23 protein-coding genes are annotated in these 26,154 nt (G+C 39.7%); 5 read left to right on the forward strand and 18 right to left on the reverse strand.

The features are described from left to right. Nucleotides 1-6: 6 nt before the first annotated feature. The gene (locus BQ5338_RS02910) at nt 7-735 is read right to left on the reverse strand and encodes a DUF4369 domain-containing protein (protein ID WP_078063377.1); all 729 of its coding nucleotides are present in this window, start codon (nt 733-735) and stop codon (nt 7-9) included. A gap of 445 nt (nt 736-1,180) precedes the next feature. On the opposite strand from BQ5338_RS02910, the gene BQ5338_RS02915 reads away from it, so the two are divergent. After that, a complete protein-coding gene (locus BQ5338_RS02915) occupies nt 1,181-3,229 on the forward strand; it encodes a S46 family peptidase (RefSeq protein WP_394331127.1) in 2,049 nt (682 codons plus the stop codon). A gap of 17 nt (nt 3,230-3,246) precedes the next feature. Further along, a complete protein-coding gene (locus BQ5338_RS02920; protein ID WP_071145308.1) occupies nt 3,247-5,415 on the forward strand; it encodes a S46 family peptidase in 2,169 nt (722 codons plus the stop codon). 20 nt (nt 5,416-5,435) lie between these two features. Here the strand turns inward: BQ5338_RS02920 and BQ5338_RS02925 are convergent, their stop codons facing one another. The 3 genes from BQ5338_RS02925 to BQ5338_RS02935 are packed head-to-tail and all read right to left on the reverse strand — an operon-like array spanning nt 5,436 to nt 7,548. Beyond that, nucleotides 5,436-5,618 carry a type II toxin-antitoxin system HicB family antitoxin gene (locus tag BQ5338_RS02925; protein ID WP_071145309.1) on the reverse strand — a complete coding sequence of 61 codons (183 nt, stop codon included), beginning with the start codon at nt 5,616-5,618 and terminating at the stop codon, nt 5,436-5,438. Then, nucleotides 5,615-6,739 (reverse strand): glycosyltransferase family protein, encoded by a 1,125-nt coding sequence (locus BQ5338_RS02930; protein ID WP_071145310.1) that lies wholly within the window; start codon nt 6,737-6,739, stop codon nt 5,615-5,617. The genes BQ5338_RS02925 and BQ5338_RS02930 overlap by 4 nt, the downstream gene beginning before the upstream one ends. Further along, on the reverse strand, nt 6,736-7,548 hold the full coding sequence (locus BQ5338_RS02935) for a UDP-2,3-diacylglucosamine diphosphatase (RefSeq protein WP_071145311.1): 813 nt from the start codon (nt 7,546-7,548) through the stop codon (nt 6,736-6,738). The genes BQ5338_RS02930 and BQ5338_RS02935 overlap by 4 nt, the downstream gene beginning before the upstream one ends. 168 nt (nt 7,549-7,716) lie before the next feature. Between BQ5338_RS02935 and trxA the strand changes: the two genes are divergently transcribed. Further along, nucleotides 7,717-8,013: a thioredoxin gene (trxA, locus tag BQ5338_RS02940; protein WP_071145312.1), complete on the forward strand. Its 297-nt coding sequence runs from the start codon at nt 7,717-7,719 to the stop codon at nt 8,011-8,013. Between the two features lie 4 nt (nt 8,014-8,017). Further along, nucleotides 8,018-8,491, forward strand: coding sequence for a thioredoxin family protein (locus tag BQ5338_RS02945; protein WP_071145313.1), 474 nt, complete (start codon nt 8,018-8,020; stop codon nt 8,489-8,491). 134 nt (nt 8,492-8,625) lie between these two features. Here the strand turns inward: BQ5338_RS02945 and BQ5338_RS02950 are convergent, their stop codons facing one another. The 7 genes from BQ5338_RS02950 to BQ5338_RS02980 all read right to left on the reverse strand — a co-directional run bounded on the left by BQ5338_RS02950 (nt 8,626) and on the right by BQ5338_RS02980 (nt 17,605). Next, nucleotides 8,626-9,804 carry a TolC family protein gene (locus BQ5338_RS02950; RefSeq protein ID WP_071145314.1) on the reverse strand — a complete coding sequence of 393 codons (1,179 nt, stop codon included), beginning with the start codon at nt 9,802-9,804 and terminating at the stop codon, nt 8,626-8,628. Further along, nucleotides 9,801-12,911, reverse strand: a complete 3,111-nt coding sequence (locus tag BQ5338_RS02955; RefSeq protein WP_071145315.1) for an efflux RND transporter permease subunit — start codon at nt 12,909-12,911, stop codon at nt 9,801-9,803. Before BQ5338_RS02955 ends, BQ5338_RS02950 begins: the two co-directional genes overlap by 4 nt. 16 nt (nt 12,912-12,927) lie before the next feature. After that, a complete protein-coding gene (locus BQ5338_RS02960) occupies nt 12,928-14,079 on the reverse strand; it encodes an efflux RND transporter periplasmic adaptor subunit (protein WP_071145851.1) in 1,152 nt (383 codons plus the stop codon). Nucleotides 14,080-14,250: 171 nt separating this feature from the next. Next, nucleotides 14,251-14,679 (reverse strand): DUF6769 family protein, encoded by a 429-nt coding sequence (locus tag BQ5338_RS02965; protein WP_071145316.1) that lies wholly within the window; start codon nt 14,677-14,679, stop codon nt 14,251-14,253. A 78-nt stretch (nt 14,680-14,757) separates the two neighbouring features. Further along, a complete protein-coding gene (locus tag BQ5338_RS02970; protein ID WP_071145317.1) occupies nt 14,758-15,195 on the reverse strand; it encodes a Fur family transcriptional regulator in 438 nt (145 codons plus the stop codon). A gap of 5 nt (nt 15,196-15,200) precedes the next feature. Continuing rightward, a complete protein-coding gene (locus BQ5338_RS02975; RefSeq protein WP_071145318.1) occupies nt 15,201-17,147 on the reverse strand; it encodes a heavy metal translocating P-type ATPase in 1,947 nt (648 codons plus the stop codon). A gap of 122 nt (nt 17,148-17,269) precedes the next feature. Next, entirely contained in the window at nt 17,270-17,605 is a 336-nt protein-coding gene (locus BQ5338_RS02980; protein WP_071145319.1) for a winged helix-turn-helix transcriptional regulator, read from the reverse strand. A 255-nt stretch (nt 17,606-17,860) separates the two neighbouring features. Between BQ5338_RS02980 and BQ5338_RS02985 the strand changes: the two genes are divergently transcribed. Then, nucleotides 17,861-18,511 (forward strand): NAD(P)-dependent oxidoreductase, encoded by a 651-nt coding sequence (locus BQ5338_RS02985; protein ID WP_071145320.1) that lies wholly within the window; start codon nt 17,861-17,863, stop codon nt 18,509-18,511. A 322-nt stretch (nt 18,512-18,833) separates the two neighbouring features. Here BQ5338_RS02985 and BQ5338_RS02990 read toward each other — a convergent pair whose 3' ends face one another. The 7 genes from BQ5338_RS02990 to BQ5338_RS03020 all read right to left on the reverse strand — a co-directional run bounded on the left by BQ5338_RS02990 (nt 18,834) and on the right by BQ5338_RS03020 (nt 26,154). Continuing rightward, nucleotides 18,834-19,565: an HAD family hydrolase gene (locus BQ5338_RS02990; protein WP_071145321.1), complete on the reverse strand. Its 732-nt coding sequence runs from the start codon at nt 19,563-19,565 to the stop codon at nt 18,834-18,836. 8 nt (nt 19,566-19,573) lie between these two features. Beyond that, nucleotides 19,574-20,572, reverse strand: coding sequence for a lysylphosphatidylglycerol synthase transmembrane domain-containing protein (locus tag BQ5338_RS02995; RefSeq protein ID WP_071145322.1), 999 nt, complete (start codon nt 20,570-20,572; stop codon nt 19,574-19,576). A 10-nt stretch (nt 20,573-20,582) separates the two neighbouring features. Next, nucleotides 20,583-21,494, reverse strand: coding sequence for a CDP-alcohol phosphatidyltransferase family protein (locus tag BQ5338_RS03000; protein WP_071145323.1), 912 nt, complete (start codon nt 21,492-21,494; stop codon nt 20,583-20,585). Then, nucleotides 21,484-22,344, reverse strand: a complete 861-nt coding sequence (locus BQ5338_RS03005) for an ATP-grasp domain-containing protein (RefSeq protein ID WP_071145324.1) — start codon at nt 22,342-22,344, stop codon at nt 21,484-21,486. Before BQ5338_RS03005 ends, BQ5338_RS03000 begins: the two co-directional genes overlap by 11 nt. Continuing rightward, nucleotides 22,341-23,054 carry a sugar phosphate nucleotidyltransferase gene (locus tag BQ5338_RS03010; RefSeq protein ID WP_071145325.1) on the reverse strand — a complete coding sequence of 238 codons (714 nt, stop codon included), beginning with the start codon at nt 23,052-23,054 and terminating at the stop codon, nt 22,341-22,343. Before BQ5338_RS03010 ends, BQ5338_RS03005 begins: the two co-directional genes overlap by 4 nt. A 118-nt stretch (nt 23,055-23,172) precedes the next feature. Next, nucleotides 23,173-24,471 carry an inositol-3-phosphate synthase gene (locus BQ5338_RS03015; RefSeq protein WP_071145326.1) on the reverse strand — a complete coding sequence of 433 codons (1,299 nt, stop codon included), beginning with the start codon at nt 24,469-24,471 and terminating at the stop codon, nt 23,173-23,175. Nucleotides 24,472-24,858: 387 nt separating this feature from the next. Beyond that, the gene (locus BQ5338_RS03020; protein ID WP_071145327.1) at nt 24,859-26,154 is read right to left on the reverse strand and encodes a sensor histidine kinase; all 1,296 of its coding nucleotides are present in this window, start codon (nt 26,152-26,154) and stop codon (nt 24,859-24,861) included.

A 26,154-nucleotide genomic window follows, 5' to 3' on the forward strand; every position in this document is an offset into this window, starting at 1 on the left:
TATTTATCAAGGATGCATAGGGTCATTTTGCTCCACACGCCGACGTTCCTCAAGCAGTTGCATGTTTTCTCTTGATTTTGTAATAAACTCTTTCACCATCTTATTTTCTTTGAAAGTTAAAGGTGCATCTTTCATAATATCTTCTATCTGAGGAGTCATAAGAGGATAAGGCAAGTTATTGCCAAGCATCATAAAAACACTTGGTCCAAGAATATTTTCATAGTTATCAGAGATAAACTTCTTGATATATGCATTCATCTCATTAGCTAAAGCTTCACCTTCTTTGTTTAGTTCTTCATGAATATCAGATAAATCGCCTCCATCCATAACCATCCTAGCTTCTTTACGTTGCAAATCCGCTATTTTAAGATCCATTGCATTCTTTTTGTCGATAAATTCATAGAGAGCATCATTCAAAGGAGTACCTTTGGCAGTCATCTGCGTATCGTCAATAGAAATAGTAATGGCTCCGTCTTCAAGAACCAAGGGCATAATGCTTTCATCATCCATATAAAGAGTTACCATCAAAATCGAATCAACAGAACCTTTCATCGTAAACAATCCATGGATGACTTCCGCAGAATCAACAGATACCCATTCGCCATTCTGAAGTACTTTCAGGAAAAGTTTTTTCCCATCAAGACTTGTTACAGACGAGGTACCTTCTATTTTGTACTTACTCCCACAAGAAGTAAGAGACAAAAGCAGAAATATAAGAGAAAAAAGTTTATTCACATTTATCCAAATTACATATTACAAGCCCCGAATTGCAAGTAACATCTTATAGAAACGTTAACAATCACAATTCAACGTCTTATAATGGTTATGGTTACAAAGTTACAATCAAATCGCAATGAAAAGAAACATTTTATTAATATTTAAAACTTGTAATACTTTTTTCTTTAATAAACCTTATAAACAACCAAGTCAGACTATATTTTTCAATTAGTTTACCTAAATTTGCATATTAGTGCCTCTATGAAAGCACTATTAATTGTCTCTGGGCACTTCTCTATTTGCATAAGGAACAGATAATTCATAAATACATAATTAATTTATACTCATGAACAAATTAAAAATCTATTTACTGGCGCTAGTCACCCTAATAGTTTGCTCCGCAAAAGCGGACGAAGGCATGTGGCTACTGCAGATGATGCAGGAACAGCATTCTATTGATATGATGAAGAAACAAGGCTTGAAGCTAAATGCTGCAGACTTGTACAATCCCAATGGCGTATCATTAAAAGATGCAGTCGGTATTTTCGGAAGAGGATGCACAGGAGAAATCATTTCTGCCGAAGGATTAGTTTTAACAAATCATCACTGTGGGTACGGATCCATTCAACAACATAGTTCGGTGGAGCATGATTATTTGACCGATGGATTTTGGGCTACATCCAGAGATAAAGAATTAGTTACCCCGGGATTAACTTTCACTTTTATTGAAAGGATTGAAGACGTTACCGACATCGTGAATGCCAAAATAGCTTCTAAAGAGATTACTGAAACCCAGTCATTCACAGGTAAATTCTTAAATTCACTAGCCCAGGAGCTTTATGAAAAAAGCGATCTTAAAGGAAAAAAAGGTATTGTTCCGCAAGCCTTACCATTCTACGCCGGGAATAGATTCTATATGTTCTATAAAAAAGTGTATTCCGATCTTCGTATGGTTGCAGCTCCTCCTTCATCAGTAGGAAAATTCGGTGGTGAAACAGACAACTGGATGTGGCCACGCCATACAGGAGACTTCTCGATGTTTCGTATCTATGCCGACGCAAACGGTGAACCTGCAGATTACAGCCCCGAGAATGTTCCTTTAAAAACGAAGAAACATCTGCCTATCAGTATCAAAGGATTGAAAGAAGGTGATTATGCTATGATCATGGGCTTTCCCGGAAGTACAAGCCGCTACCTTACCGTATCTGAAGTAAAAGAACGTATGGATGCTACTAATTCTCCACGTATTCGCATACGGGGTGTTCGTCAAGATGTATTGATCAAAGAAATGAATGCCAGTGACAAAGTACGCATCCAGTACGCTAGCAAATATGCCGGTTCATCTAATTACTGGAAGAACTCTATCGGTATGAACAAAGCCATCATAGACAATGATGTGCTAGGAGCTAAAGCCGATCAGGAAAACAAATTCGCAGCATTTGCCAAAGAGCAAAACAATGAAGCATACTCTAAGGCAGTAAAAGAGATCGATGAAGTCGTAGCAAAAACATCTCCTTTGAAATACCAACGCACTTGCCTTATCGAAGCTTTTTTAAATGGCATCGAGTTTGGAGTGAGCTACACCATGTTCGACAAGATGAAAGAAGCTATCGCAAAAAAGGAGGCATCTAAGATCGATTCCTTGAAAGCTGATTTCAAAAAAATGTACGAACGTATCCATGATAAAGATTACGATCATGAAGTGGATCGCAAAGTAGCCAAAGCAATGTTTCCACTTTATGCAGAGATGATTCCTGCTGAACAACGTCCTGATATTTATCATTTCATCGAAAAAGAGTACAAAGGAAACTATAACAAGTTTGTTGATGATATGTATAACAACTCTATCATGGCCAACGAACAAAACTTGGCGAAATTCTTAAAAAAGCCGACAGCGAAAGCATTGAATGCAGATCTTTGCAACCGCTACTATCGCTCAGCATACAATAAGTACACTGAATTAGCTAAAGAACTGGATCCTTTGTCAGATGAGCTAGACTTAGTACACAAAACGTATGTGCGCGGGCTAGGTGAGATGAAAGCTCCTGTGCCTTCCTATCCGGATGCCAACTTTACTATTCGTCTGACCTATGGTAATGTAAAAGCTTACAGTCCCAGAGATGCCGTTCATTACAAGTATTATACGACCACTAACGGCATTCTCGAAAAAGAGAATCCTGATGACCGTGAATTTATAGTACCGGCCAAATTGAAAGAGCTAATTGAGAAAAAAGATTTCGGACGCTATGCATTGCCTAACGGTGAGATGCCTGTCTGTTTCCTAACGACTAACGATATCACAGGTGGTAACTCAGGTAGCCCCGTTATTAACGAAAATGGCGAACTGATAGGCTGTGCTTTCGACGGTAACTGGGAATCATTAAGCGGCGACATTAACTTTAATAACGATTTGCAACGTTGCATCAATCTGGACATCCGCTATGTACTTTTCGTCCTTGATAAGTTAGGAAATTGCGGACATTTGATTGATGAAATGACCATTGTAGAATAAACGTGAAACAAATTTTTATGATAAAGAAAATTCTATTCACCCTAACCCTGTCTTTTAGCACATTGTTTCAGGCCGTAGCCGACGAAGGCATGTGGATGCTGACTGACCTGAAACAGCAGAATGCGGTAGCGATGATGGAGCTAGGACTAGAAATTCCTATTGATCAGATATACAATCCCAACGGCATCTCACTAAAAGATGCCGTGGTTCACTTTGGTGGAGGGTGCACGGCCGAAGTTATTTCGGCTGAGGGCCTTGTCCTCACCAATCACCATTGTGGCTACGGAGCCATACAACAGCAAAGCAGTGTGGAACATGATTACCTGACCAACGGATTCTGGGCAATGAATCACAGCGAAGAGCTGCCTTGTAAAGATCTGACCGTAACTTTCATTGATAAGATTCTTGATGTAACGACTTACGTCAATGAACAACTCAAGAAAGATGACGATCCCAATGGAACAAACTACCTGTCGCCTAAATATTTGGAGAAAGTAGCCGATCGTTTTGCCAAAAAGCAAAATATAGAAGTTACTCCTGCCACAAAACTTGAACTGAAAGTTTTTTATGGAGGCAACAAGTATTATTTGTTTATTAAAACGATTTATAGTGATATTCGTATGGTAGGTGCCCCTCCTTCGGCCATAGGTAAGTATGGTGCCGATACAGACAACTGGATGTGGCCGCGCCACACAGGAGATTTCTCTCTGTTCCGCATCTATGCAGATAAAAATGGTAAGCCGGCAGCATACTCAAAAGAGAACGTGCCATTACAAGTGAAAAAGCACCTAACAATTAGTCTGGCAGGCGTACAAGAAGGGGATTTTACTTTCGTTATGGGATTTCCCGGACGCAACTGGCGCTATATGATTTCCGATGAAGTGGAAGAGCGCATGCAAACAACTAACTTCATGCGCCATCATGTACGTGAAGTTCGACAAGAAGCTCTAATGGAGCAAATGCAGAAAGATCCGGCTGTTCGCATTCATTATGCGAGCAAATATGCTTCATCTGCCAATTACTGGAAAAATGCCATTGGCATGAACGAAGGCTTAGTTCGCCTGAAAGTGCTCGATACAAAACGAGCACAGCAAGAGCAGCTTCTAGCCCGCGGAAGAAAGATTGGAGATGACTCATACCAGAAAGCGTTCGATGACATACGCTCCATCGTGGCCCAACGTCGTGACGCAATGTATCATCAGCAGGCTATTGGTGAAGCATTGATCACTGCACTCGACTTCATGCGGATACCTTCAACCAAGGCTCTATCCGAGGCACTTCGACTCAAAAATGACACCATAATAAAAGAAGAAATCACTAAGTTGAAAGAAGATGCCGAGAAGTATTTCGCATCCGTTTCTTTTCCTGAAATAGAACGAATAGTAGGAAAGAAGATGTTGAAAACCTATGCAGGGTATATCCCAGAGGAACAACAAATCAGCATTTTCAGTACTATAGACAAGCATTTCAAAGGCAATAGCGATGCATTTATCGATGCATGCTTCGCTAGCTCTATCTTTGGTTCAAAAGAGAACTTTGATAAATTTATCAAGCGTCCTTCTGCTAAAGCATTAAACAAAGACTGGATGATACTTTTCAAACAATCTATTGCTGAAGGAATATACCAAACAACGATGGCGATGAAAGAAGCCAACGAAAATTATGATGCAGCTCATAAAATTTGGGTAAAGGGCATGATGGACATGAAACAAGAGGCAGGACAACCAATTTATCCTGATGCCAACTCCACACTTAGACTTACTTATGGGAAAGTGTTGTCTTATCAACCCGCAGACGGAATAAAATATGATTATTACACTACCCTGCGAGGCGTAATGGAGAAAGAGGACCCAAATAACTGGGAGTTTGTAGTACCTGCCAAATTAAAGCAACTCTATGAAGCCAAAGACTTTGGTCGCTATGCCATGCAGAATGGCGAGATGCCAGTCTGCTTCATCGTGAACACTGATAACACCGGAGGTAATTCCGGCAGTCCGGTATTCAACGCCAAAGGCGAACTCATAGGAGCCGGCTTCGACCGGAACTACGAAGGCCTTACAGGTGATATTGCATTCCGCCCTTCATCGCAGCGCGCTGCCTGTGTCGATATCCGTTATATCTTATTCATTATTGATAAATATGCCGGAGCTTCACACATTGTCAACGAACTGACTATTAGCAAATAAACAACTATCTGAGTGGGGGATTAAACAAAATCCTCCACCAGATACATTTCATCCATAAGCTCTTCCATCAACTCTTGCAGATTATTGATCGCTTCTTCAGGAGAATCGCCATAAACATTGCATTGCATATTATTGGATAGCCATGCAAAATAGCCGCCATCCGATGTACGTTCAAGTACATATTCTTCTCTGTTCAGTTTCATATAGATAAATATTTAGTAAAACTCGGCCATGTAATAACCGATTGAGAATTTGTTATTGTTTCCAACTCATTAACTATCAAGCGCTCACTACTGCGAGCCCAATACATAAAATTGCGATTAGGCACATATCCATCCGAGAAGCGAAGCAGACGTTCTATCTCAAACGAATCAGAGACAATACCTGCTCCCGCCTGTTTCGCATCATACGCATTACAATCTTGCTCAATGTGAGCAGGCACCATCAATACAGGCTTTCCTAAATACATTGCCTCGCAAATAGATTCAAATCCGGCTGTGCTTGCATAAGCACGACAGCCAGCCATATAACTTAAAAACTTCACATCATCAATTTGATGAAAATGTAATGTCTCGTCTACTTCTGTCACTTCCTCAGCTTCAGATTTATCCCAAAAGAAATGCATAGGCACATCAGGATACAATTCATGAAACTCATGTACACTATCTGCAAAGCCTGAATTTACCATGTAACCATGCACATAGTTACCATCTTCAGGTTGCAAAGTCGTTATTTCCCGACGGAGCAACGGTGGTACTACAGCTACTCTATTTTCAACGTCCTCCTCCATCTCACGAAACGAAAGAGCCAAACGCTTCATTGTTCCAATGCTAGTCAATCGAGTAAAAAAACGAAGCATAGCCAATTGGGTCGTACTTTTCCGAGGAAATTCAAACTCTTTATGTAAGAATAAATATTGATGACCGATACAAACATAAGGGGCAGAAGGGCGAAAAAGAGCGTACGTAAGCCCAGTTAATAATTCGTAGAAGTTGATAACCACTTCCGCCCCTGTATCTTTGATTCGTTGATTAATATAATGCATACTCCGAAGATATTCGGGTACCCGTGCCACGTTATAAGCCAAACTCTTCGTCACACTAGCCCGTTTGTTAGCCTGTGTTGGTAAAAAGTTGGGGCTAATAAAACGTTTCACTGGAGCCTTAATATTTCGGTTAAAAAAGCCAGGAAGCGTCCGTGAGGAGCTTTTACCTACGAGCACTTCTACTACTTCATGCCCGCTACGCAATAACATATCTTCCAGTGTGATAGCCTGAGTAAAATGCCCCCTGCCCTCTCCTTGCACAATAAATAAGAATTTCATGATGCTATTGTTATTTGTAAAGGTTGCTGTAAATCTTCCTCTTCTTCTACTTTGTTGAGGAGCATTTGATCAAAATAGCGCACTGTCCAGTTTCCTTCTTCATCTTCAGTCAGTGCGGAGAGCGTCTCCACCCAATCGCCCGAGTTCAGGTAATGAATGCCATCATAATAAGCATTTGCAGGATGATGAATATGCCCGCATATCACACCATTGCACTTCTTGGCACGAGCTAGCTGTACCAATTCAGCTTCATAGTTACAAATATAAGAAACAGCTGATTTTACTTTGTTTTTTATTGACTGCGAAAGCGAGTAGTAGGGTTTTCCCTGCTTCATTCTGCGCGCATTATAAACCTTGTTGAGCCACAGAAGAAAAGAGTATCCGGTATCTCCAAGCATTGCCAGCCATTTCATTTGAGTTGTGACGGTATCGAAAACATCACCATGCGTAACGTAATAACGCTTTCCGTGACTTTCATAAATACAATCCTTTACAATTCTCACATTATAAAAGTTCAGTGGAGCCAAAGCATCCAAAAAATCATCGTGATTACCTCGCACATAGATCACTTCTGTACCAAATTTCTCCATCATCTTCATAATAACTTTAAAAAATTCAGTATGTTTGGGTTTCCATTTGTGCAAACCAGTCTTTTGCAAATGCCAACCATCAATAATATCACCGTTCAATATTAGCCGATCACAATTTATTGATTTCAAGAAGCTACTCACTTCTTCGGTTTTTGAATGTGGCGACCCCAGATGTATATCCGAAAGAACCACAGTAGGATAATACGTGCGTAAATGCATACTCTTTTTTATTATTGTTATGCAAAAATCACATTTTAAGATTACAAGATGATGACTATTGCATTACTTTCCCATGAACAATACTTCAAATTGAATGTTTTTATTTCAAAACAAGATATTTAGTTTATGCCCCACAAGGGTTAGTTAAATTATTAAAACAAGAATAAGATGGAAAAATTTGAAGCATTAATACAATCCAAAAGCCCCGTTCTAGTAGATTTCTTCGCCGAATGGTGTGGCCCCTGCAAAGCGATGAAGCCCGTTCTTGAAGAAGTCAAAGGACAATTGGGAGAGAAAGCGCGCATCGTAAAAATAGATGTGGATAAGTTTGAAGAGTTAGCCCAGAAATATCGTATTCAGTCCGTCCCTACTTTTATTTTGTTTAAAAATGGAGAATCTTTATGGAAGCATTCAGGCATTATTCAAAGTAAAGAATTGAAAGAAACTATCGAACAATACATTTAATAAGATGAAAAGATCATTCATTACATTTATCATTGCCATAGTGGCTGGTATTTCTTTTGCGTCTGAGCATCAAGAGAAAGATCAAGAAAAAGAAACTAAAAAAGAAGCTCAAGATGGTGAAGTAGTGGTTATGAACAAAGCGCTGTTTATCAGTGAAGTGTTTGATTTTGAAAAATCACCCAAGTGGGAATACACAGGCAACAAGCCCGCCATCATCGATTTATATGCTGATTGGTGCCCTCCTTGCCGTGCTATTGCACCTATCATAAAGAGTTTGGCCAAAGAATATGCTGGTAAAGTAGTGGTATACAAAGTAAATGTGGACAACGAGAAAGAGATTGCCTCCTTATTTCAAGCAACAAGTATTCCACTAGTAGTATATATTCCACTGAAAGGAGAGCCTAAATTCTTTCGCGGAGCGGCAGACAAAGCCACTTATAAGAAAGCAATTGACGAATTCTTACTGAAAACCGAATAAAGAATCAATGTTAAACCCAAGAACCCCCATTCATCTCTAATCAATTCAATAACTCAAGCTAGTCGGCATCTATCCTCATTGGAATAGATGCCGACATTATTTAAGCTATCAACGAATAAATAAACCTGTCGCGTTTATAATTCAACTGCCGATAAATCTGTAAACGCTTTTTCAAAATCACGCTCTGCTGCCAATGTCTGGTTTACCGTCTCGTAATATAATCCAATTTCAACAATATAGTTCAAAAGAGAAATTTCACCTGCATTCAAGGCTTTTATTAATAGATTTGTATTATTGAATGTCACCAGAGATTTACGATATCCGATAGCTGTCTCTTGCAATCCGACAGCACGCATATACAAATTCTTTAGCTGATCGTAAAATTGTTGCTTACTTTCCGTCTGCTTAGCTTCGGCGGCTATTACACCAGCTTTTGCCAACTTTATCCGGTTTTTGTTCTCCCACAAAGGGATAGAGATGCCAAGACTAATCCCCTGATATTTCTGTCCGAAAGTCTTTTCCTGCATATAGCCTGCCGAGAATGCAGGAAGCCCCATGGCCTGATTCAGCTTCACCTCTTTTTTATTCACGGCTATTTGTTGTTTCACATATTGCAATACTGGATTTCTTTGTTCAGCATAGAGGTACCAATCTTCAAAATTGGCAGGTAGTGGAGTTTCATCATATTTATCATCAACAAATAAAACTTTTATCCCACCATTTAATCGTTTTAGTTCCAATAGAAGAGTGTTTCGTTCAACCTCTACTCGAGCCATTTCACCCTTAACAGTAGAAAGATTCAATTGGCTCTTATTGTATTCCAACACATTCGCATCTCCTCTTTCCAGCCGTTCCTTATATGCTTTCGAGATGGTTTGAGCATGTTGAAGTCGAACGTCAAGCTCCACTTTCAATGCGTTATAATAAGTCAGCTCAATGCAATGCTGTTTGGCTTCAAGAAGAATCTTGATCCGGTCTGATTTGTATTGAAGTTCCACTAATTGGTTCTTGCTGTCAGCCATCCGGCTTTTCATTCCGGTAATAGTCGGAATATCAAACATTTGCTTAATACTGAAATCTTTTCGACTCCCAATATTAGCCGGACTTCCCCACAGATAGCTAAATTCCAGCTCAGGATTAGACAGGAAGATACCTGTCCTATTTTCTAAGCTTAACACTTTTACATCTTCCCTCAAAGTTTTGAGGGTGGTGTTATTCTCTTCAATCGATGTCAATACATCCTTAATACTATTTCTATTTTGGGCAGAGAGCGATACACTTGCCAGCAATGCCACGAATATTATGATTCTCATTGTTGTTGTTCTATGATTTTTAGTTTCTTTTCTTGCCTACGGCTCATGTACAGGTACATGATAGGGATTATAAATCCATTCAACAGGGTTGAGCTCAACAATCCACCCAATATAACTTTTGCCATCGGACTTTGTATCTCATTACCAGGTAGTTCTCCCCCTAGCGCTAATGGTATTAAAGCAAGACCAGATGATAGCGCTGTCATTAGAATAGGGTTAAGTCGATCCAATGAACCATGAATAACACTTTCTTGAGCAGACATACCTGAAGCGCGTAAACTATTATATCTGTCCACAAGAAGCATCCCGTTTCTGGTTGCTATACCAAATAAGGAAATAAAGCCTATGATAGCAGGAATGCTCATGATGCCACTCGTGATATAAATACTAATGACTCCACCAATCAGAGCCAGTGGTAAATTCAGCAATATTACTAAGGATTGGGTAATACTCTTGAATTCTTTGAATAGCAGCAGAAAGATGATCAAAATAGAAAAGATAGAAGTAATAAGTATAATCCGCGAGGCAGCTTGTTCACTCTCAAACTGTCCACCATACTCTACATGATAACCTTCCGGTAATTGGATCTCAGCATCTATCTTCTTCTGAACATCATTCACTACACCTCTTAAGTCTCGTCCGGACACATTAGCCGAAATAACGATTTTACGAGCTACATTTTCACGGTTAATGGTATTAGGGCCGGAGGAAGAAATAACATTAGCAATGTTCTCTAATGGTACTTTTTGCCCGTTAGCATCGACTATCAATTTCTTGATCCGTTCTACGCTCTCACGGCTAGTGTCATCCACCTTCACTGTCAAATCAAAAGCACGATTCTCTTCATATACCTGAGACACAACTTCACCGCCTAACATAATATTTACAATATCAACAAATTGAGGAAGGGTAACACCGTATTTAGCCAACATCTCCCGTTTCGGTTCTATCTTAAGTTGTGGGCGTTCCACTTGCTGCTCTACATTCAAGTCGGCAATACCCTCTACATTCTGAATAGATGCTTTTATTTGATTTCCGATTTCATACATTTTGTTCAAATCCGCACCAAACAGCTTGATCGCAATATTTGCTCTTGTACCTGATAGCATGGCATCAATGCGGTGCGTAATAGGCGCTCCAATCTCAAGGTTTACACCAGATACAACTTTCATCTTTTCCCTAATTTCAGCTATCACCTCATCCTTCGAACGTTTATCCAAAACAAAAGGGGCTTCAATCTCCGATGTGTTAACACCTAAAGCATGTTCATCCAATTCAGCACGTCCTGTTTTGCGCCCAACAGTTTGTACTTCAGGAACAGATAATAAGATACGTTCAACCATTTGGCCAATCTTGTCCGATTCCTCTAATGAAATACCAGGCAAAGTGCTGACGTTGATTGTAAACGACCCTTCATTAAAAGGTGGCAAGAAGCTACGACCGAACGAGGAAAGCATAATTATTGCAATGGTGAAAACGATAGCCGTCCCACCCAATACACTCTTTTTGTGTTGCAGAGTCCATGCTAATGCTTTGCCATAACCCAATTTAAGTTTCCGTGTCAGATAAGACTCTCGATTCTCTCTGTCACTTTTTGGACCACCCAATAAGTAACTGCATAACACAGGTGTAAGAGTCAATGCTACAACAGTGGAAGCAAACAATGCAATAACAAATGTGATTCCCAGCGGTGCCAACATTCTGCCCTCCATTCCTGAGAGGAAAAACAGAGGAATAAAACTGGCCACAATAATAAGTGTAGAATTTAAAATTGGCATACGTACTTCTCTGGATGCTTCAAACACTACATTGATCACATTCTGTTGCTCTTCTTTAGGTTTTTGCCTGTTCTCCCGAAGCCGCTTAAACACATTCTCCACATCCACAATGGCATCATCGACCAATGAGCCGATGGCAATCGCAATACCCCCTAAACTCATCGTATTGATCGTAAGTCCCATTATCTTAAGGGTTAAAAGAGCAACAATCACCGAAAGGGGAATCGTAATCAATGAGATGACGGTTGTTCGTACATTCATCAGGAAAATGAACAAGACGATAACCACGAATATTCCGCCCTCGTACAAAGACTTCTGCACATTGTCAATAGAGTTATCAATAAAGCGTGCCTGGCGGAAGATGTCAGTTGTTACTTTTACGTCTTTAGGCAATGTCTTTTGCAAGTCTGCGAGAGATTTGTCCAGTTTATCAGTCAATTCAAGTGTACTAGTGCTTGGCTGCTTAGTAACGGTTATGAGTACCGCCGGTTTTCCATGATCGGATGCTAAACCCAGTTTAGGAGTCTTTGCACCTATTTTCACTTCTGCTACATTTTCAAGCACGATAGGAATCTTATTTACATTCTTAATAACTGCTTTTCGCAGTGCTTCTATCTTGTTGGTCGATAAAATTCCACGAACAATAAATTCATTCCCATATTCATACAATACCCCTCCGGCTGCATTTTGATTCATCTCTTTAACGACAGCCATCACTTCATTCAAGCCAATACCATAATGCTTCATCTTGCCTGGGTTAAGCAATATCTGGTATTCTTTTATATCACCACCCATAACTGTCACTTGCGCCACACCACCTGTCGACAATAGTCGGGGACGAATATTCCAATCAGCCAATGTACGCAAATCCTGTAGCGAAGTTGTATCAGAAGTTAAGCCAATAATCATCATCTCACCCAAAATAGAAGACTGCGGACCCAAGGTAGGCTTTCCTACATTAGAAGGCAGTGCGTCACCAACAACTGCGAGTTTTTCAGAGACAATTTGTCTGGCCTTATAGATATCCGTCCCCCAGTTAAACTCAACCCATACGATAGAAAATCCGGTAGTAGAAGAAGAGCGTACACGTCGTACATCTGTAGCACCATTTACTGCCGTTTCAACAGGAAAAGTAACCAAGCGTTCCACCTCTTCAGGAGCCATGCCTTTGGCTTCTGTCATAACCACGACAGTAGGAGCATTTAAGTCTGGAAAAACATCTACCTCCATGTTGGTAGCAGTATAGCTTCCCGCTATTATCAACAATAGAGCCCCTATAAGAACAACGATACGGTTGTTCAGAGAAAATTTAATGATCTTATTTAGCATGATTTCTTTTCTTTAATTAATGAGAGTGAGAATGACCTTCAGGCACCACAGAAGTATTTGCAGCAAGCTTCACTTGATAAGTACCTTTGGTAACAATTTTATCTCCATCTTTTAAACCTGAAAGGATCTTCACTCTTTCTCCATTACTCTGCCCGAGTATCACTTCCCGTTTAGCAAACCCTTCTTCATCTAACTGTATATAAGCAAAATATAAGCCTTGTTCTTCAGTCAAAGCTGAAACAGGAATAGAAATTACATTATCTTGTGGAGCAGATAGCAAGTAAACTTCCGCATAAGAACCGGGTATAATATCACCTATATTATCAAACTCGAAAGTAATCGGGATGTAAAAAGACGATTGGTCAGAAGCTTTCCCAAAAGACAATAAACGACCATTCAAGTCTGATAATTTATAAACTCTATTGCTATAAGACATCACAAAGTTGGCGCTCCTTATATTCTTTAATTCATTGAAATCGCTCTCGGATACTTCAGCTCGCAACTGTAATCTTCTGTTTTTGGATACAGTAGCAATAGGCTGACCGACGGATACATATTCTCCCTGATTAACCAATCGATTTTTAATATATCCGCTTATGGGAGACGTAACTTTTACACCTGTAGCAGTTACATTAGCAGCTTGTGCTTTATAAACAGTCTTGGCATTTTCATACCGTAAACGCGTCTGCTCAAATTCTTTGGCTGAGATAATTTTATCTTTTATCAAGCTCTCAGAACGTTGGTAGTCTTTCAGAGCCATTTCATAAGCAATTTTTGCTTTGGCTATCGGATCACCGTCATAAAGATTCTTAGCCGATAAAGTTACAATAGTAGCACCAGCACTAACGGATGCTCCCTCTGTGATAGATTGATTAGGAAAAGCGACAATGCCATTTGATGTAGCTACAATAGTCACTTCATCTCCTTGTGCCGCCTGTATTTGTCCACTAGTCTTAATTACTTCGCTAAATACTCCGGGCTTAACGCTCTGAACTTCTAGCCCAACAGTCTTTGCCTTCGCTTTAGTAAACACTATTTCATCAGCATGTTCACCTTCATGCTCATGACGATCTCCCTCTTTATGTTCAGAAGATTCTCCGTTATGCTTATTATTACAAGCCGCTAAAGATATGATTGTTGCAAATATGATAAATAGATACCTTTTCATTGTTTTATTATTTTTTGAATTGGATAGAAAGAGAAATGTCACCTTGGTGCCTATCATAGAAAGACGCACAAGAGAACGAACAGCAACACAAGGGATGCTATTCTTGTATCTAACCTATCAGTTAGTTACAAAAAGAAAGCAATTTTTATTTATTGTATGAAAATAAAATGCTTAGGATAAGCAAGAGGGGGGAGCACGCAATCCAGTGCTTTCGCCAAGCACTACGGGCGTATAAGACAGAACAAACTCACCGTATGTTATGTCAGCGTGTAATAAATCGGCACTATAAGTTAAGTAGGTAGCAAACAGACACAGAGTAGGAAAAAGGGCTAAATTGTCACCACTACCGTGAGAGACAACCTTATTCCTTATAGTCTCGGAAGAGGAAACACATTCGGCATTAGTTGAGCACGTTTTTCCCTGATGAGTATCTCCGGCTGCATTATGATGCGTATGTTCATCATTATATGTATGATCTTTTTCACATGTCTCCATAGCAAAACAGATCACTCCCCGATGGTGATGGTGTGGAATAGCAGAGAACACGAGAAGTAACAGTGTTGCTATTGCTATGGGTACTATGGATAATATACGTTTCATCTAACTCTTGTAATTCTTTGCAAAAATAAAAATAAAAACTTGGAACTTAATTACCAACGTGTTACAAAATCATTTTTTTTAACCATCGGTATGTTCTAATTTAGCAGAACAATCAACACAAAGTCCTTTTAAAACATAATTGATGCTTTGCAAGGTAAATCCTTTAGGTAGTTCCACTATAGGAATATGAATATTTTCAAGGCAAAACGTCTTATGGCAATTCTCACAACAAAAATGGGAATGCAAATCTTCCACAGAACAAGTACAAGCATTGCCACAAACCGCATACTTTAATGATCCCGTACCATCATCTATACTGTGTATAAGACGATGGGAAAGGAAGAGGGTAATGGTGCGAAAGATCGTTGATTTGTCTACAGTATCCAATAGGTTCTCCAGATCGAGCAGAGAAACAGCTCGTTCTGACTGCATCATCGTTTTTAAGATCAGTATCCGGATGGAAGTCGGCTTTATATTCCTCTTCGCCAGTTTATCCAAAGGTTCATTATTTTCCATACACCTTATTTTATCATTTTTTGTATTCGCACAGCGTTCATTATTGCAATCAACGCAACACCTACATCGGCAAAAACAGCCTCCCATAAAGTCGCCAACCCGCCGGCACCCAATATCATCACCAGTAATTTTACTCCAAATGCCAATGATATGTTTTGTCTTATAATTCGTTGGGTAAGCCGCCCGATTTCAATAGCAGTGGCAACCTTTGAAGGTTGATCTGTCTGTATCACAACATCTGCCGTTTCAATAGCTGCGTCACTACCTAATCCTCCCATTGCAATCCCTACATTACTTAAAGCAAGAACCGGAGCGTCGTTCATTCCATCGCCCACGAAAGCTATCTTGTTTTCTTTATTCCGTTTTAATTCTTCGATATGCTTTACTTTTCCTTCAGGCAACAAATCACCGTAGGCCTGATTGATTCCCAGCTCTTCCGCAAAGTTAGTAACAATACTCTGCTTGTCACCCGACAGTATCTGAATATTTTGAATGTTTAGTGCTTTCAGTCTTCTTATTGCCTCCACAGCATCCTCTTTCAATTCATCAGCCAGCAATACATACCCCACATATTTGTTACCGATTGCACAAACCACTATCGTTTCTGCAATAGAAAGTAGTTCTGAAGGAAATGTAATATGAAATTTTAAAAGCAATCGAGTATTTCCTACTAGCACTATATTATTGTTTATTTCAGCTTTTAAACCGTGTCCCGCAATTTCGGTCACATTACTTGTAGGTACAAATTCGACATACTGCTTTTCGGCATAATGCACAATCGCTTGTGCTATCGGGTGTGTACTCTTACTTTCCACCGAAGCTATTAATCCTATTAATTCTTTTTGGGAAATATCAGAAGTAGATTGGCACGATTGTACTTCAAATGTTCCTTTCGTAAGCGTTCCTGTTTTGTCGAATACCACCGTATTTATTTTCGTAATAGCATCCAAATAATTGCCTCCTTTAAATAAGATGCCCAAACGTGAAGCAGCACCAATACCACCGAAATATCCTAATGGGATACTGATAACCAATGCACATGGACAAGAGATCACAAGAAAGACCAATGCTTTGTACAACCAATCATTGAATAGAAACCCGAACTGGGAATTTATAAATGAATAGATGAACGGTATTAAAACAATTAATAGCGCCAATCCGATAACGATAGGTGTATAAATATGGGCAAACTTTCGGATAAAAAGTTCTGCCGGTGCTTTCCGTTCAGAAGCATCTTGCACTAATTCCAGAATGCGCGCCAAAGTACTCTTATCAAAAGGTTTCGTTACTTTGATGCGAATAACGTTATCAGTTACAATCATTCCGGCAAGTACCTCTTCACCACACCGGATCTTCCGCGGCACACTTTCACCCGTTAATGCGGCTGTATTGAAAGCAGCAGCTTCACTAAGCATCGTTCCGTCCAATGGCACACGTTCTCCCGCTTTGACTTCTATTATTTCATCTACTTGTACCAGCTTAGGTGTCTCAGAGATGAGTATGCCCTCTCTAACAACCATTGCCTTTTCGGGCCTGACGTCCAATAGATCACTAATATTCCGTTTTGCCTTATCTACTGCTCTACCTTGAAAAAGCTCTCCTATCGAATAAAACAACATGACTGCCACTCCTTCCGGATATTCGCCAATATAAAAAGCTCCGATAGTGGCAACAGACATTAAAGTGAATTCACTAAAGAAATCTTTATGAATGATACTGCTCCATGCTTCTTTCATCACGGGCAATCCCACAGGGAGATAGGCTAAGAAATGCCACACAAAAAAGACATAGCGCTCATGGAAGAAAGCAAAATCCAAAGCGTTCATTGCGATACCGCCTATAAGCATTACCGATGAAAGTAGTATCTTCCAATACTCACTGATAAGAGTAGACTCCTCTTTACTATTTTGCACCTGCTCACATTCATGTGCATGACATTTGCATTGTCCCATATTCGTATCTTTTTTATTTCTGCTGCAAAGATAGCGACTAGGGGGTGCAACAAAGTTGCAAAGTTTAAAGAGAGGTTTTATACGAAGAGAAGGGCCGGAAAAAGAAAAGGTTTTACTGCAACTTATCGCTGAAACATTTCAAAGTGATCTTTCGCCCAAGAAGTAAGGCTAAGAATGTGAGGCATCAGAGAATGGCCAACTTCTGTTAGGGAATATTCCACACGTGGTGGTACCTCCGGATAAACTTTTCGATGAACCAGTTTATCGGCTTCCAAACGCTTCAAGGTAGACGATAACATCTTTTGAGAAATATCAATCATCTCTTTCTGAATCTCGCTAAAACGCAAAGTTCCCTTAGTATCTAATATATATAATATCAACATTGACCATTTATCACCAAAGCGATCAACCACATGCCGAATCGGACAATGTGAATATTCAATTGGAAGCTCTTTCATTCTTACTTAATTTTGTAACTGCCTGCAAATCTACAAAACTATCTTTTAGTAACCAAGTATGCATTATTAATTAACTAACAATAAGAACAAAGTATGTTAAAGGTATTTTCGTAAACCTTTGTCATTCAACAATTGTTACGTACAGGTAAGCGGCTTACTCTTTTGTGCCCTCTTGCAAAGTATAAATCACCTCTCTATCTTTGTGTCATAACTTTAATAAAAAGCAGAGTAACAAATAACTAACAGAATAATAAAATGAAGAAAATTGTACTAATCGGAGCTAGTGGCTTCGTCGGTTCAGCCATTCTAAACGAGGCTCTAAACAGAGGACATCAAGTAACAGCAGTGGTTCGCAATCCGGATAAGATTTCGACTAAACATGCTAATCTAACGATTACAAAAGGAGATGTTTCATCGGAAGAAGCAGTTAAAGTTCTAAGTGAAGGTGCCGATGCAGTAATCAGTGCCTACAATCCCGGATGGGCAAACCCAGACATCTATGACGAGACATTAAAGAATTATTCGGCTATTTTGAGTGGCGTAAAAGCGGCTGGAGTGAAACGCTTACTTTGCGTAGGTGGCGCCGGAACATTATTCGTGGCTCCCGGTGTCCGTTTGCTGGACGCTGTTGAATTGCCCGAGGCAATTCTGCCCGGAGTAAAGTCGTTGGGTAAATTCTACTTGGAAGTCCTTTCTGCAGAAAAAGAGATTGACTGGGTGTTCTTTTCACCTGCCGGCAACATTGCTCCGGGCGAACGCACAGGCAAATTCCGTTTAGGCAAAGATGACTTGATTGTAGACGCCGAAGGTAAGAGCAACATCTCCGTAGAAGATTATGCTGTTGCCATGATCGATGAGTTAGAAGCTCCCGCTCATCATCAAGAACGTTTTACTATCGGATATTAAATATTCTTCCCTATCACTGCTCATTCCTTTTTCTGAGTGGGCAGTGTATCGAATGTAAATATATTACACCTAGCCATACAAGCCTTCTGAGAGGGGTTTGGTGAACTAACTAGTTAGCCGCGGTGAATTAACTAGATCAGCGTGGTGAAGTAGTTAATTCACCACGCTGATCTTATATGATCAATAAAATTAGAGCTATTTGTAAACATAATTACTTATGACCGATAAAACTGTAAGAGCATAAAAAAATAATCTCTATACTGCACACATATAGTATAGAGTTTGTACTGCTCTACATTGCTCTTTTACTTTAGTTAATCACTTATCGAATGAGAAGAGGAAGTAACTCATCCAACGAATAGATAAAGTCTCTTGTATAATCCACCTTTTCGGGGCTAATAGTTTTAGGATATCCCTGCACCGTAGAGCAGCCTAAACTTATGCCCGGGAGAATATCGTTCTTTGTGGAGTCGCCTATTATCACTACTTCTTCAGGTTTGAAACCGGCACGATCTATCGCTACCGCCCAAAGCTTCGGATCAGGTTTACGCACGCCTTCAATCGTTGAATCCGTGATGGAAAGAAAGCAATCGGCAATGTGTAGATCGGTGGCTACTTTTTTGATGTTACCATAGTAATTGGACACCAACAGCAATGAGTAGTGTTCAGCCAGTTTACGAAGCACAGGCTCACTACGCATCACGTAATCTTGTGAAAACGCCACTACGGCAGATGCGACTTGAAGAGGAAGTTCTTCTGCATTATCTGAAGTATCGGCTATGATGCCACGCTCTATGAGACTTTCCACTTGCAAATGGGTTTTGAAGAGTTGTGTCTCGAGCAATGAATGTTGTGGCTTCACCAACTGTAAAGACTCCATCTGCCTCTCGGCATGAACGTAGGAGTCATACAGATTTTCACGCGTCACCGGAAGTTTCAGTTTATCTGCATATACCATCAGGTATATATCCAGCCAATGCAGGAAAGGAGAATCGAGTGTTCCACCAAAATCAAATGCTAAAGCTTTTATCTTAGTCAGGTTGTCTGCAATCATATTCTAAACTATTCTTCTTTTTTCTTTATATTACCAACTTTCATAAGGGCAAGTCCAATTACAATCCAAAAGAGTTCTCTTACCCTGGTTATCAATGCCGTGTAAACACCGTACGCTCCTGAGATAGATAGTCCTCCTACCGCCAAAGCAAAACCTCCTTCACGCCCACCAAGTTGCATAGGCATAAAGAAAAGCAGATTGGCCAGCAAAGAAGAGAAGGCGACGATAAGTAAACAGCTCACGAAACTAACATCTGTAGTAAGCACATTTAGTATCAGCCACACCTCTACACAAGAGATTATACGAGCAAGCAGCTCAAGAGATAATGCCCCATAAAAAGAACTCTTTCGCTGACTGTGTAGCAAAGATATTTGTTTGTCTATTGTCTCTAGCTTGTCTTTGTGTTTATCGGCGAAACGAATAGCATGTTTCTTTAAATAAGGGATGTGGCTACATAAGCGTATAAATGCCACTGCCATTCCTTTACGATACCCTTTCATAAACAAGATGATCAACAACAAACAAAGCGTTGTGACGAATCCTAACACAATACCCATCACCCAATTCACAGGAAACAGTGCAATATAGAGAAATACCGAACCAAGCCAAAAGCAAAAATGAGAAAATATATGCATCATCACATACAAGATGACAGAGGAACTAGCTCGTTCCACACCAAGATAAGGTGTTAACTCCATAATGCGATAAGGCTCCCCCCCCATCAGTCCCACAGGTGTAACATAATTGAGAGCAAAACCGGAAACAGTAAATTTGTAAACCCGAAGAAAAGAAACAGGGCTACGCTTGCCATCTCTAATAATAAGATACCAAGAAGACGTATTGATAAAATAAATAATAAGCCAGAGAATTAAGACTAGAGGTAAATAAACCCCTGCTCTCTTCAGATTATGCCATAACTCATCGTATTTCATATCAAAAGAAAAGAGCATAACAATAACCGCTAGTATGCCAAAGCATAAAAACACATTACGAAATTTATTACCCATAATTCTCTGCTTATAACTTTTTATACAATCGACTGCTCAATGATTCATGACGAACAACCATGTAGACCAACAGCACATTAAGTACCGTTAATTCAAAAACAAAATAAAGCCATGGCATTCCTATAAATAAAGAGACGAAAAGGGCAATGACACGCGTATTGAACGAAAGGATATTGGTATATTTCATCAATGGCAAACTACCTGCTCTGAACTCTTGGCTCAAAGTTTCGGGCATTGTTTCACCATATTTATTTCTGAGAGCTGAAAAGAACTGTTGGAAGCAGGGAGATGATTTCTCTTGAGAAGCAGTATAACTGCCATAAAACCATAAGAATGTCTTTCTCACACGATTTCCTTTCCAAGGCATTGATCGAAATAAAGCCCGTTGCTGTTTAGAGTTATCAAATTCGCTGCCTGCTTTACCTTTTAAGAAGAAGAGGTGAATATTCCGATAATAATCAGCCATGGCAGCCTGTTTACTATGGAAGAAACCTGTTATTGCGGCCAACAACCATATATACCATGAATATTCGGGCATCAATCTCAAGCATATAGCAGCATAAATAGAAATAAACCAAAAGTCGCCGGATATGCCATCGAGCATACGGCCTACTTCTGATTTTTGTCCAGTCATCCGTGCAAGTTGACCATCAGCACTATCGTACATATTAGCCCATACAAGCAAACACATACCTATAATGTTATACCAAATATCATTGAAATAAAACATCACTCCGGCAGCTACCCCCAGAAAGATGGAAAAAATAGTTACCTGATTGGGAGAAACACGTATTTTATTAAATAACAAAGCCCAACGATAACCAATCGGGCGATAAAACAGCAAGTCGATGTACTCTTCGGTATCAGTAGATTTCAAAGAGCCTTCTAGGGAAATTATTTTTTTTCTATTATCAGCGTTCATTGATCATCTGAGTTATTTTTTTTGCAATCTCACGAGCAGCTTCTACACGGCACGGTGCAAAGCTAGGCCAATCGTTAAAGTCAATAATGCGAATACTTCCATCGGGAGAAATAATACAATCTCCACCATAAACCACAACTTGAAGCACACTGGCTGCCCGGTCGCAGATTTCATGTAAATCATCGAGCGAAAAAGAAATGCCTTCGGGATGCCCGTTAATTTCTTCATAGCCAAATTTGCTATGGTTCTCATTAAACGGATAGAACCAATAAAAAAAGTTCGTTCCGGCTACTCCATAAAATTTAACCAAATCACCACATAAATGTTCATTCACAACAACCCGGTTTATGTCACGAAGCGCATATTCTGCTATAATCTCTCGCAGCTCATCTTCTTTACGCACATAAGTAACATCCTCCCGGTGAATGGCATGGAAGTCTCCCCGCTTCACCCAACAAGGCATAAACTTCTTATCCTTTAGGTAGGTTGCAACATCCTCATGTGTATCCATGATAAAACTATCGGGATGAGGCACTTGGTGATCCATCAGCAATCGAGTCATACGCTCACGTGTACAGTTCTCAATGCCAAAGCCTGAATTTACGGCCAAACATCCATTCTTCTCTAACTCTTTCAGTCGATGCACAGCCTGTGCATTACGCAACATTGTTACAACCACGTCCTCACGGATACCTCCTGAAATAAATTCCTGTTCAGTATACATTTTCACTTGATACCCCGCATTGCCTAACCAATCGGCCGTAGCCGAAAAGATAGCCGCATCATTACCAACATGATTGGGCGAATACAAAGTGGAACGCTGTATACCTGCTATTACTAAAGATTTCATTTTCCTTCTACTACATTTAAAAATAACTCTGCCTTAGGAATGTCACTTGCATGATCTACATCAATGATCTTAGAAAAAGGATAAGCTTGAACTCTCAATCCCGCATAAACCATCTGCCGCTGGAAATTCCGCATGCGCGACACTCCCGAATCAATGGCTGCCTGAAGTAAAGATATCACTTTCCCATTCAGACAATAAACACCCCCTGACACATAACGAAGCCCATCATAAGACTCATCTACAAAGTCAGTGATAGCCAGTTCATTATTTGTTTTTACATACAACGGCTTCTCGTCATCAATATAATCCGTCACTGCCATCAGTGCATCGTGTGCATCATCAGATTCGAAACTACGAATATAAGCAGAAAATTCCAATGAAGAAAAGATAGGATCAATTGTTGTGAGACATAGCTTCTTTCCTTGAGGAATAACGGAAGCCAATTCGTAAAAGCTATGAAGTGAATCAGGAGTCGTTTTAACCAGTATATGCAACGGTACAGGAAGTTTTAAGGTATTCAAATGAGCCCGTACATCGGTCATTTCAGCATTAATAATAATGCTTATGGATTCTGCGTTGTTATCTAAAAAAATAGCAATCAGCCTATCAAGCATCGCTTTCCCGTTTATTTGTAACAATGGCTTTGATGTTTCTACACCATCGGCAACGAGACGCGATCCTTGTCCGGCTGCAATTATTGCATATTCCATATTTCTTTTCTAAAAGTTATCATTTTAGCATTCACACAAAATAGAGAGGGAGTTCAAAAGAATCTCCATTCTCTCAAACATTCTCTCTCTATATTTTTATTGAAAAGAACGACTCAATTTAGTCCAAATAATCTAAAGTCTCTTCTCCAATCATCTTGCGAAGTGTATTCTTCAGTTTAGTGTACTGAATGAACAAGTCATGTTCGGGGATGTGTTCAAAGTCGTGCATAGGGCTTTTGAAGTAGAACGACAACCAACCTTGGATACCTGACATACCCACACGTTGAGCAAGATCAGTAAACAAAACTAAGTCGAGCACTAACGGAGCAGCCAAGATAGAATCACGGCAAAGGAAATCCACTTTCAACTGCATAGGATATCCCATCCAACCTACAATGTCAATATTATCCCAACCTTCTTTATTGTCTTTGCGGGGAGGATAATAATTGATACGTACTTTGTGGTAGATATTACCGTAAAGTTCCGGGTAAAGTTCTGGTTGAAGAATGGTATCAATAACAGAAAGTTTGCTCACCTCTTTTGTCTTGAATGAATCTGGATCATCCAATACTTCGCCGTCTCTGTTACCAAGAATGTTCGTAGAGAACCATCCATCCAAACCAAGCATACGAGTTTTCAACATCGGAGCAAGAACAGTCTTCATCATTGTCTGGCCTGTTTTGAAATCTTTTCCACAAATAGGCACATTTTGTTTAGCAGAGAATTCCCACATGGCAGGCATGTCTACGCAAAGGTTTGGAGCACCCATAATGAACGGAGCACCTTCAGCTATAGCAGCATAAGCATAACACATACTAGGAGCAATTATCTCTGTAAGATTATCTTTCATTGCCTTTTCGAAAGTAGCAAGAGATTTGTGTTCGTCACACAATGGCAGATAAATCTCTGTACTAGCTGCCCAAATAACCACTACACGTTCGCAATGATTGGCGGCTTTAAAATCGCGTATATCTTTACGTATTTGTTCTGTCAATTCCCAACGGGTGGCGGCGCTCTTTACGTGTGTTCCGTGAAGACGTTTTACCCAGTTTTGATCGAAAGCGGCAGGCATTGGCTTAATGGTTTGCAATTCTTCCTTTACGCCCTCCAAATCTTTTTGTACCAACACTTCGGCATGTTGAGCAGCTGCATACACATCATCTTCAAAGATGTCCCATCCACCAAAAACCAAATCATTGAGATCAGCCAAAGGAACTACTTCTTTTATTTTAGGAAAACGGTTTTCATTTCTTTTTCCCAAACGTATGGTTGCCAACTGAGTAATTGAACCGATTGGTTTTGCAAGTCCTTTGCGAACAGCTAAGGTACCCACAACAAAAGTGGAAGCAACTGCGCCTCCCAATCCAACAACCAATACACCTAACCGGCCATTGGCCGGTTGAATTTCTTGTTTCATTTTTACTACTGTTTAATTAATGTTGATATAATCATGACAAAAGTAGGCAATCAAACGCAGCAACAAAAGTTCTAAAGGTCGCCCAAAATAGTCATTAATGCTTTTTTACGTCAAGAAGATGAAGAAAAGATGAATTCTGGATGAATAAGCAGCACAATATTAATGGTATTAAATTAATACATCAAGTATAATAAGAGAAGTCCATAAGATTAGGGAACAAGCTTTTTTTGCATGACAAACAGTATATTTCCGTCTATTGCCAGTATCTATTCGTCTACAAATAGCAATAATACCTTAACCCGGGAAAAACTCTTTCATACTAACAAGTTTTACATATCATCCTAAAACGTTCTTTTAAAGAGTGATTTGAAAAAAACATCATCCTGCTTATGGGTGAGGAAAGAGAATGCGAAAGCGAGTTAGTCCATCACTATAAGTTCGCAAAGAGAAAGTACAACCGTGGCGACTAAGTATTTCGCGAATAAAAATCAGGCCAATACCTTGTCCATCAGGTTTAGTAGAGAAGAAAGGACTAAATAATTTCATCTCTATTTCTTTTGAGATACCCTTTCCGTTATCAACAACTTCTAAGCTTACCGGTAACGAAGTGCGCACAGTTATTTTTCCATCACATTCTATGCTTTCAGCCGCATTCTTTATAATATTCACTAACACTTGCTCAAAAAGAGCTGTATCAAGCTTCACCATAGGTAGCTCCACGCATTCAAGATGAATAGTAATATTCTTATCCAGACACATGCCCTCCATAAAACGCTTGCAAGATAACACAAGATCATTCAAATTCACCAGAGATAAATGAGGATCAGGTATTCTTACCACATCGGCAAAGCGAGTGATGAAGCGACTCATAGAAAAACAACGATCTGTACAAACCCGCATTACCTGACAAATCTCTTCCATATTCTCTTCTTCAGAAAGGGCTTGCTCTACAGTGTCAAGGGTCGAAGTGATGCCAGCTGTGGTATTATTCACTTCGTGAGCAATCATGCGAATCACCTTCTCATAAGCTTTTTTCTCAGCCTTCATAACCTCATCCGTCAAACTCTCTACCAAAAAAAAAGGATGCTGAAAACCGTGGTCTATAAAAGAGGAACGCGTACATTTATAAATATTCGAATCGTTCAATCGTAGAGTTACACTTTCTCCTCTGGGTATAGTCATTAATTCGGTTGCCAATGCAGAATCTATATCGCTAATTTTCTTACCCAACGTATCTTCCAATTTTATTCCCATCATCTTTAGTGCCATAGGATTAAGTTGAGACACCTCCTCATCAAGTGTAGTAATAATAACCCCCATGGGAGAAGCATTAATGAGTAAATCGAGAAAATTATTTTGTTCCCTCAAGCGCAATCTTTCATTTTTGAGTTGCTCCATCATACGGTTAAATACATTCACCACCCGATCGGCTTCTGCTTCTCCCACAGGACTAAGGCGACTACTGAAATCTTGTTCCCGCAATAACTCCATTCCACTCCCTATCGTATGTAAAGGCTTTACTATTTTCCGATAGAACAAAATGAGAAAGAGTGTAGTAATAACTATAAATCCTTCGACTGTATAAAACAACCAAGGAGTAGAATGGGCCGAGACATAAGTAAGCAGCGACAGAATGATCAATAGTAGAATGGCAAAAATGCCGAACAACCCTTTTAATCGCAT

It is taken from the genome of Bacteroides ihuae (genome assembly GCF_900104585.1).
GTDB lineage: Bacteria > Bacteroidota > Bacteroidia > Bacteroidales > Bacteroidaceae > Bacteroides > Bacteroides ihuae.

Bases quoted from the DNA above. Each gene is read 5' to 3' on its own strand.
- BQ5338_RS03000 (WP_071145323.1), bottom strand. From the start codon at position 21,494: ATGAACGCTGATAATAGAAAAAAAATAATTTCCCTAGAAGGCTCTTTG.
- BQ5338_RS03010 (WP_071145325.1), bottom strand. From the start codon at position 23,054: ATGGAATATGCAATAATTGCAGCCGGACAAGGATCGCGTCTCGTTGCC.
- BQ5338_RS02960 (WP_071145851.1), bottom strand. From the start codon at position 14,079: ATGAAAAGGTATCTATTTATCATATTTGCAACAATCATATCTTTAGCG.
- BQ5338_RS02985 (WP_071145320.1), top strand. From the start codon at position 17,861: ATGAAGAAAATTGTACTAATCGGAGCTAGTGGCTTCGTCGGTTCAGCC.
- BQ5338_RS02915 (WP_394331127.1), top strand. From the start codon at position 1,181: ATGAAGAAACAAGGCTTGAAGCTAAATGCTGCAGACTTGTACAATCCC.
- BQ5338_RS03015 (WP_071145326.1), bottom strand. From the start codon at position 24,471: ATGAAACAAGAAATTCAACCGGCCAATGGCCGGTTAGGTGTATTGGTT.
- BQ5338_RS02920 (WP_071145308.1), top strand. From the start codon at position 3,247: ATGATAAAGAAAATTCTATTCACCCTAACCCTGTCTTTTAGCACATTG.
- BQ5338_RS02995 (WP_071145322.1), bottom strand. From the start codon at position 20,572: ATGGGTAATAAATTTCGTAATGTGTTTTTATGCTTTGGCATACTAGCG.
- BQ5338_RS02970 (WP_071145317.1), bottom strand. From the start codon at position 15,195: ATGGAAAATAATGAACCTTTGGATAAACTGGCGAAGAGGAATATAAAG.
- BQ5338_RS02990 (WP_071145321.1), bottom strand. From the start codon at position 19,565: ATGATTGCAGACAACCTGACTAAGATAAAAGCTTTAGCATTTGATTTT.
- BQ5338_RS02980 (WP_071145319.1), bottom strand. From the start codon at position 17,605: ATGAAAGAGCTTCCAATTGAATATTCACATTGTCCGATTCGGCATGTG.
- BQ5338_RS02930 (WP_071145310.1), bottom strand. From the start codon at position 6,739: ATGAAATTCTTATTTATTGTGCAAGGAGAGGGCAGGGGGCATTTTACT.
- BQ5338_RS03005 (WP_071145324.1), bottom strand. From the start codon at position 22,344: ATGAAATCTTTAGTAATAGCAGGTATACAGCGTTCCACTTTGTATTCG.
- BQ5338_RS03020 (WP_071145327.1), bottom strand. From the start codon at position 26,154: ATGCGATTAAAAGGGTTGTTCGGCATTTTTGCCATTCTACTATTGATC.
- BQ5338_RS02945 (WP_071145313.1), top strand. From the start codon at position 8,018: ATGAAAAGATCATTCATTACATTTATCATTGCCATAGTGGCTGGTATT.
- BQ5338_RS02935 (WP_071145311.1), bottom strand. From the start codon at position 7,548: ATGCATTTACGCACGTATTATCCTACTGTGGTTCTTTCGGATATACAT.
- BQ5338_RS02965 (WP_071145316.1), bottom strand. From the start codon at position 14,679: ATGAAACGTATATTATCCATAGTACCCATAGCAATAGCAACACTGTTA.
- trxA (WP_071145312.1), top strand. From the start codon at position 7,717: ATGGAAAAATTTGAAGCATTAATACAATCCAAAAGCCCCGTTCTAGTA.
- BQ5338_RS02955 (WP_071145315.1), bottom strand. From the start codon at position 12,911: ATGCTAAATAAGATCATTAAATTTTCTCTGAACAACCGTATCGTTGTT.
- BQ5338_RS02975 (WP_071145318.1), bottom strand. From the start codon at position 17,147: ATGGGACAATGCAAATGTCATGCACATGAATGTGAGCAGGTGCAAAAT.
- BQ5338_RS02950 (WP_071145314.1), bottom strand. From the start codon at position 9,804: ATGAGAATCATAATATTCGTGGCATTGCTGGCAAGTGTATCGCTCTCT.
- BQ5338_RS02925 (WP_071145309.1), bottom strand. From the start codon at position 5,618: ATGAAACTGAACAGAGAAGAATATGTACTTGAACGTACATCGGATGGC.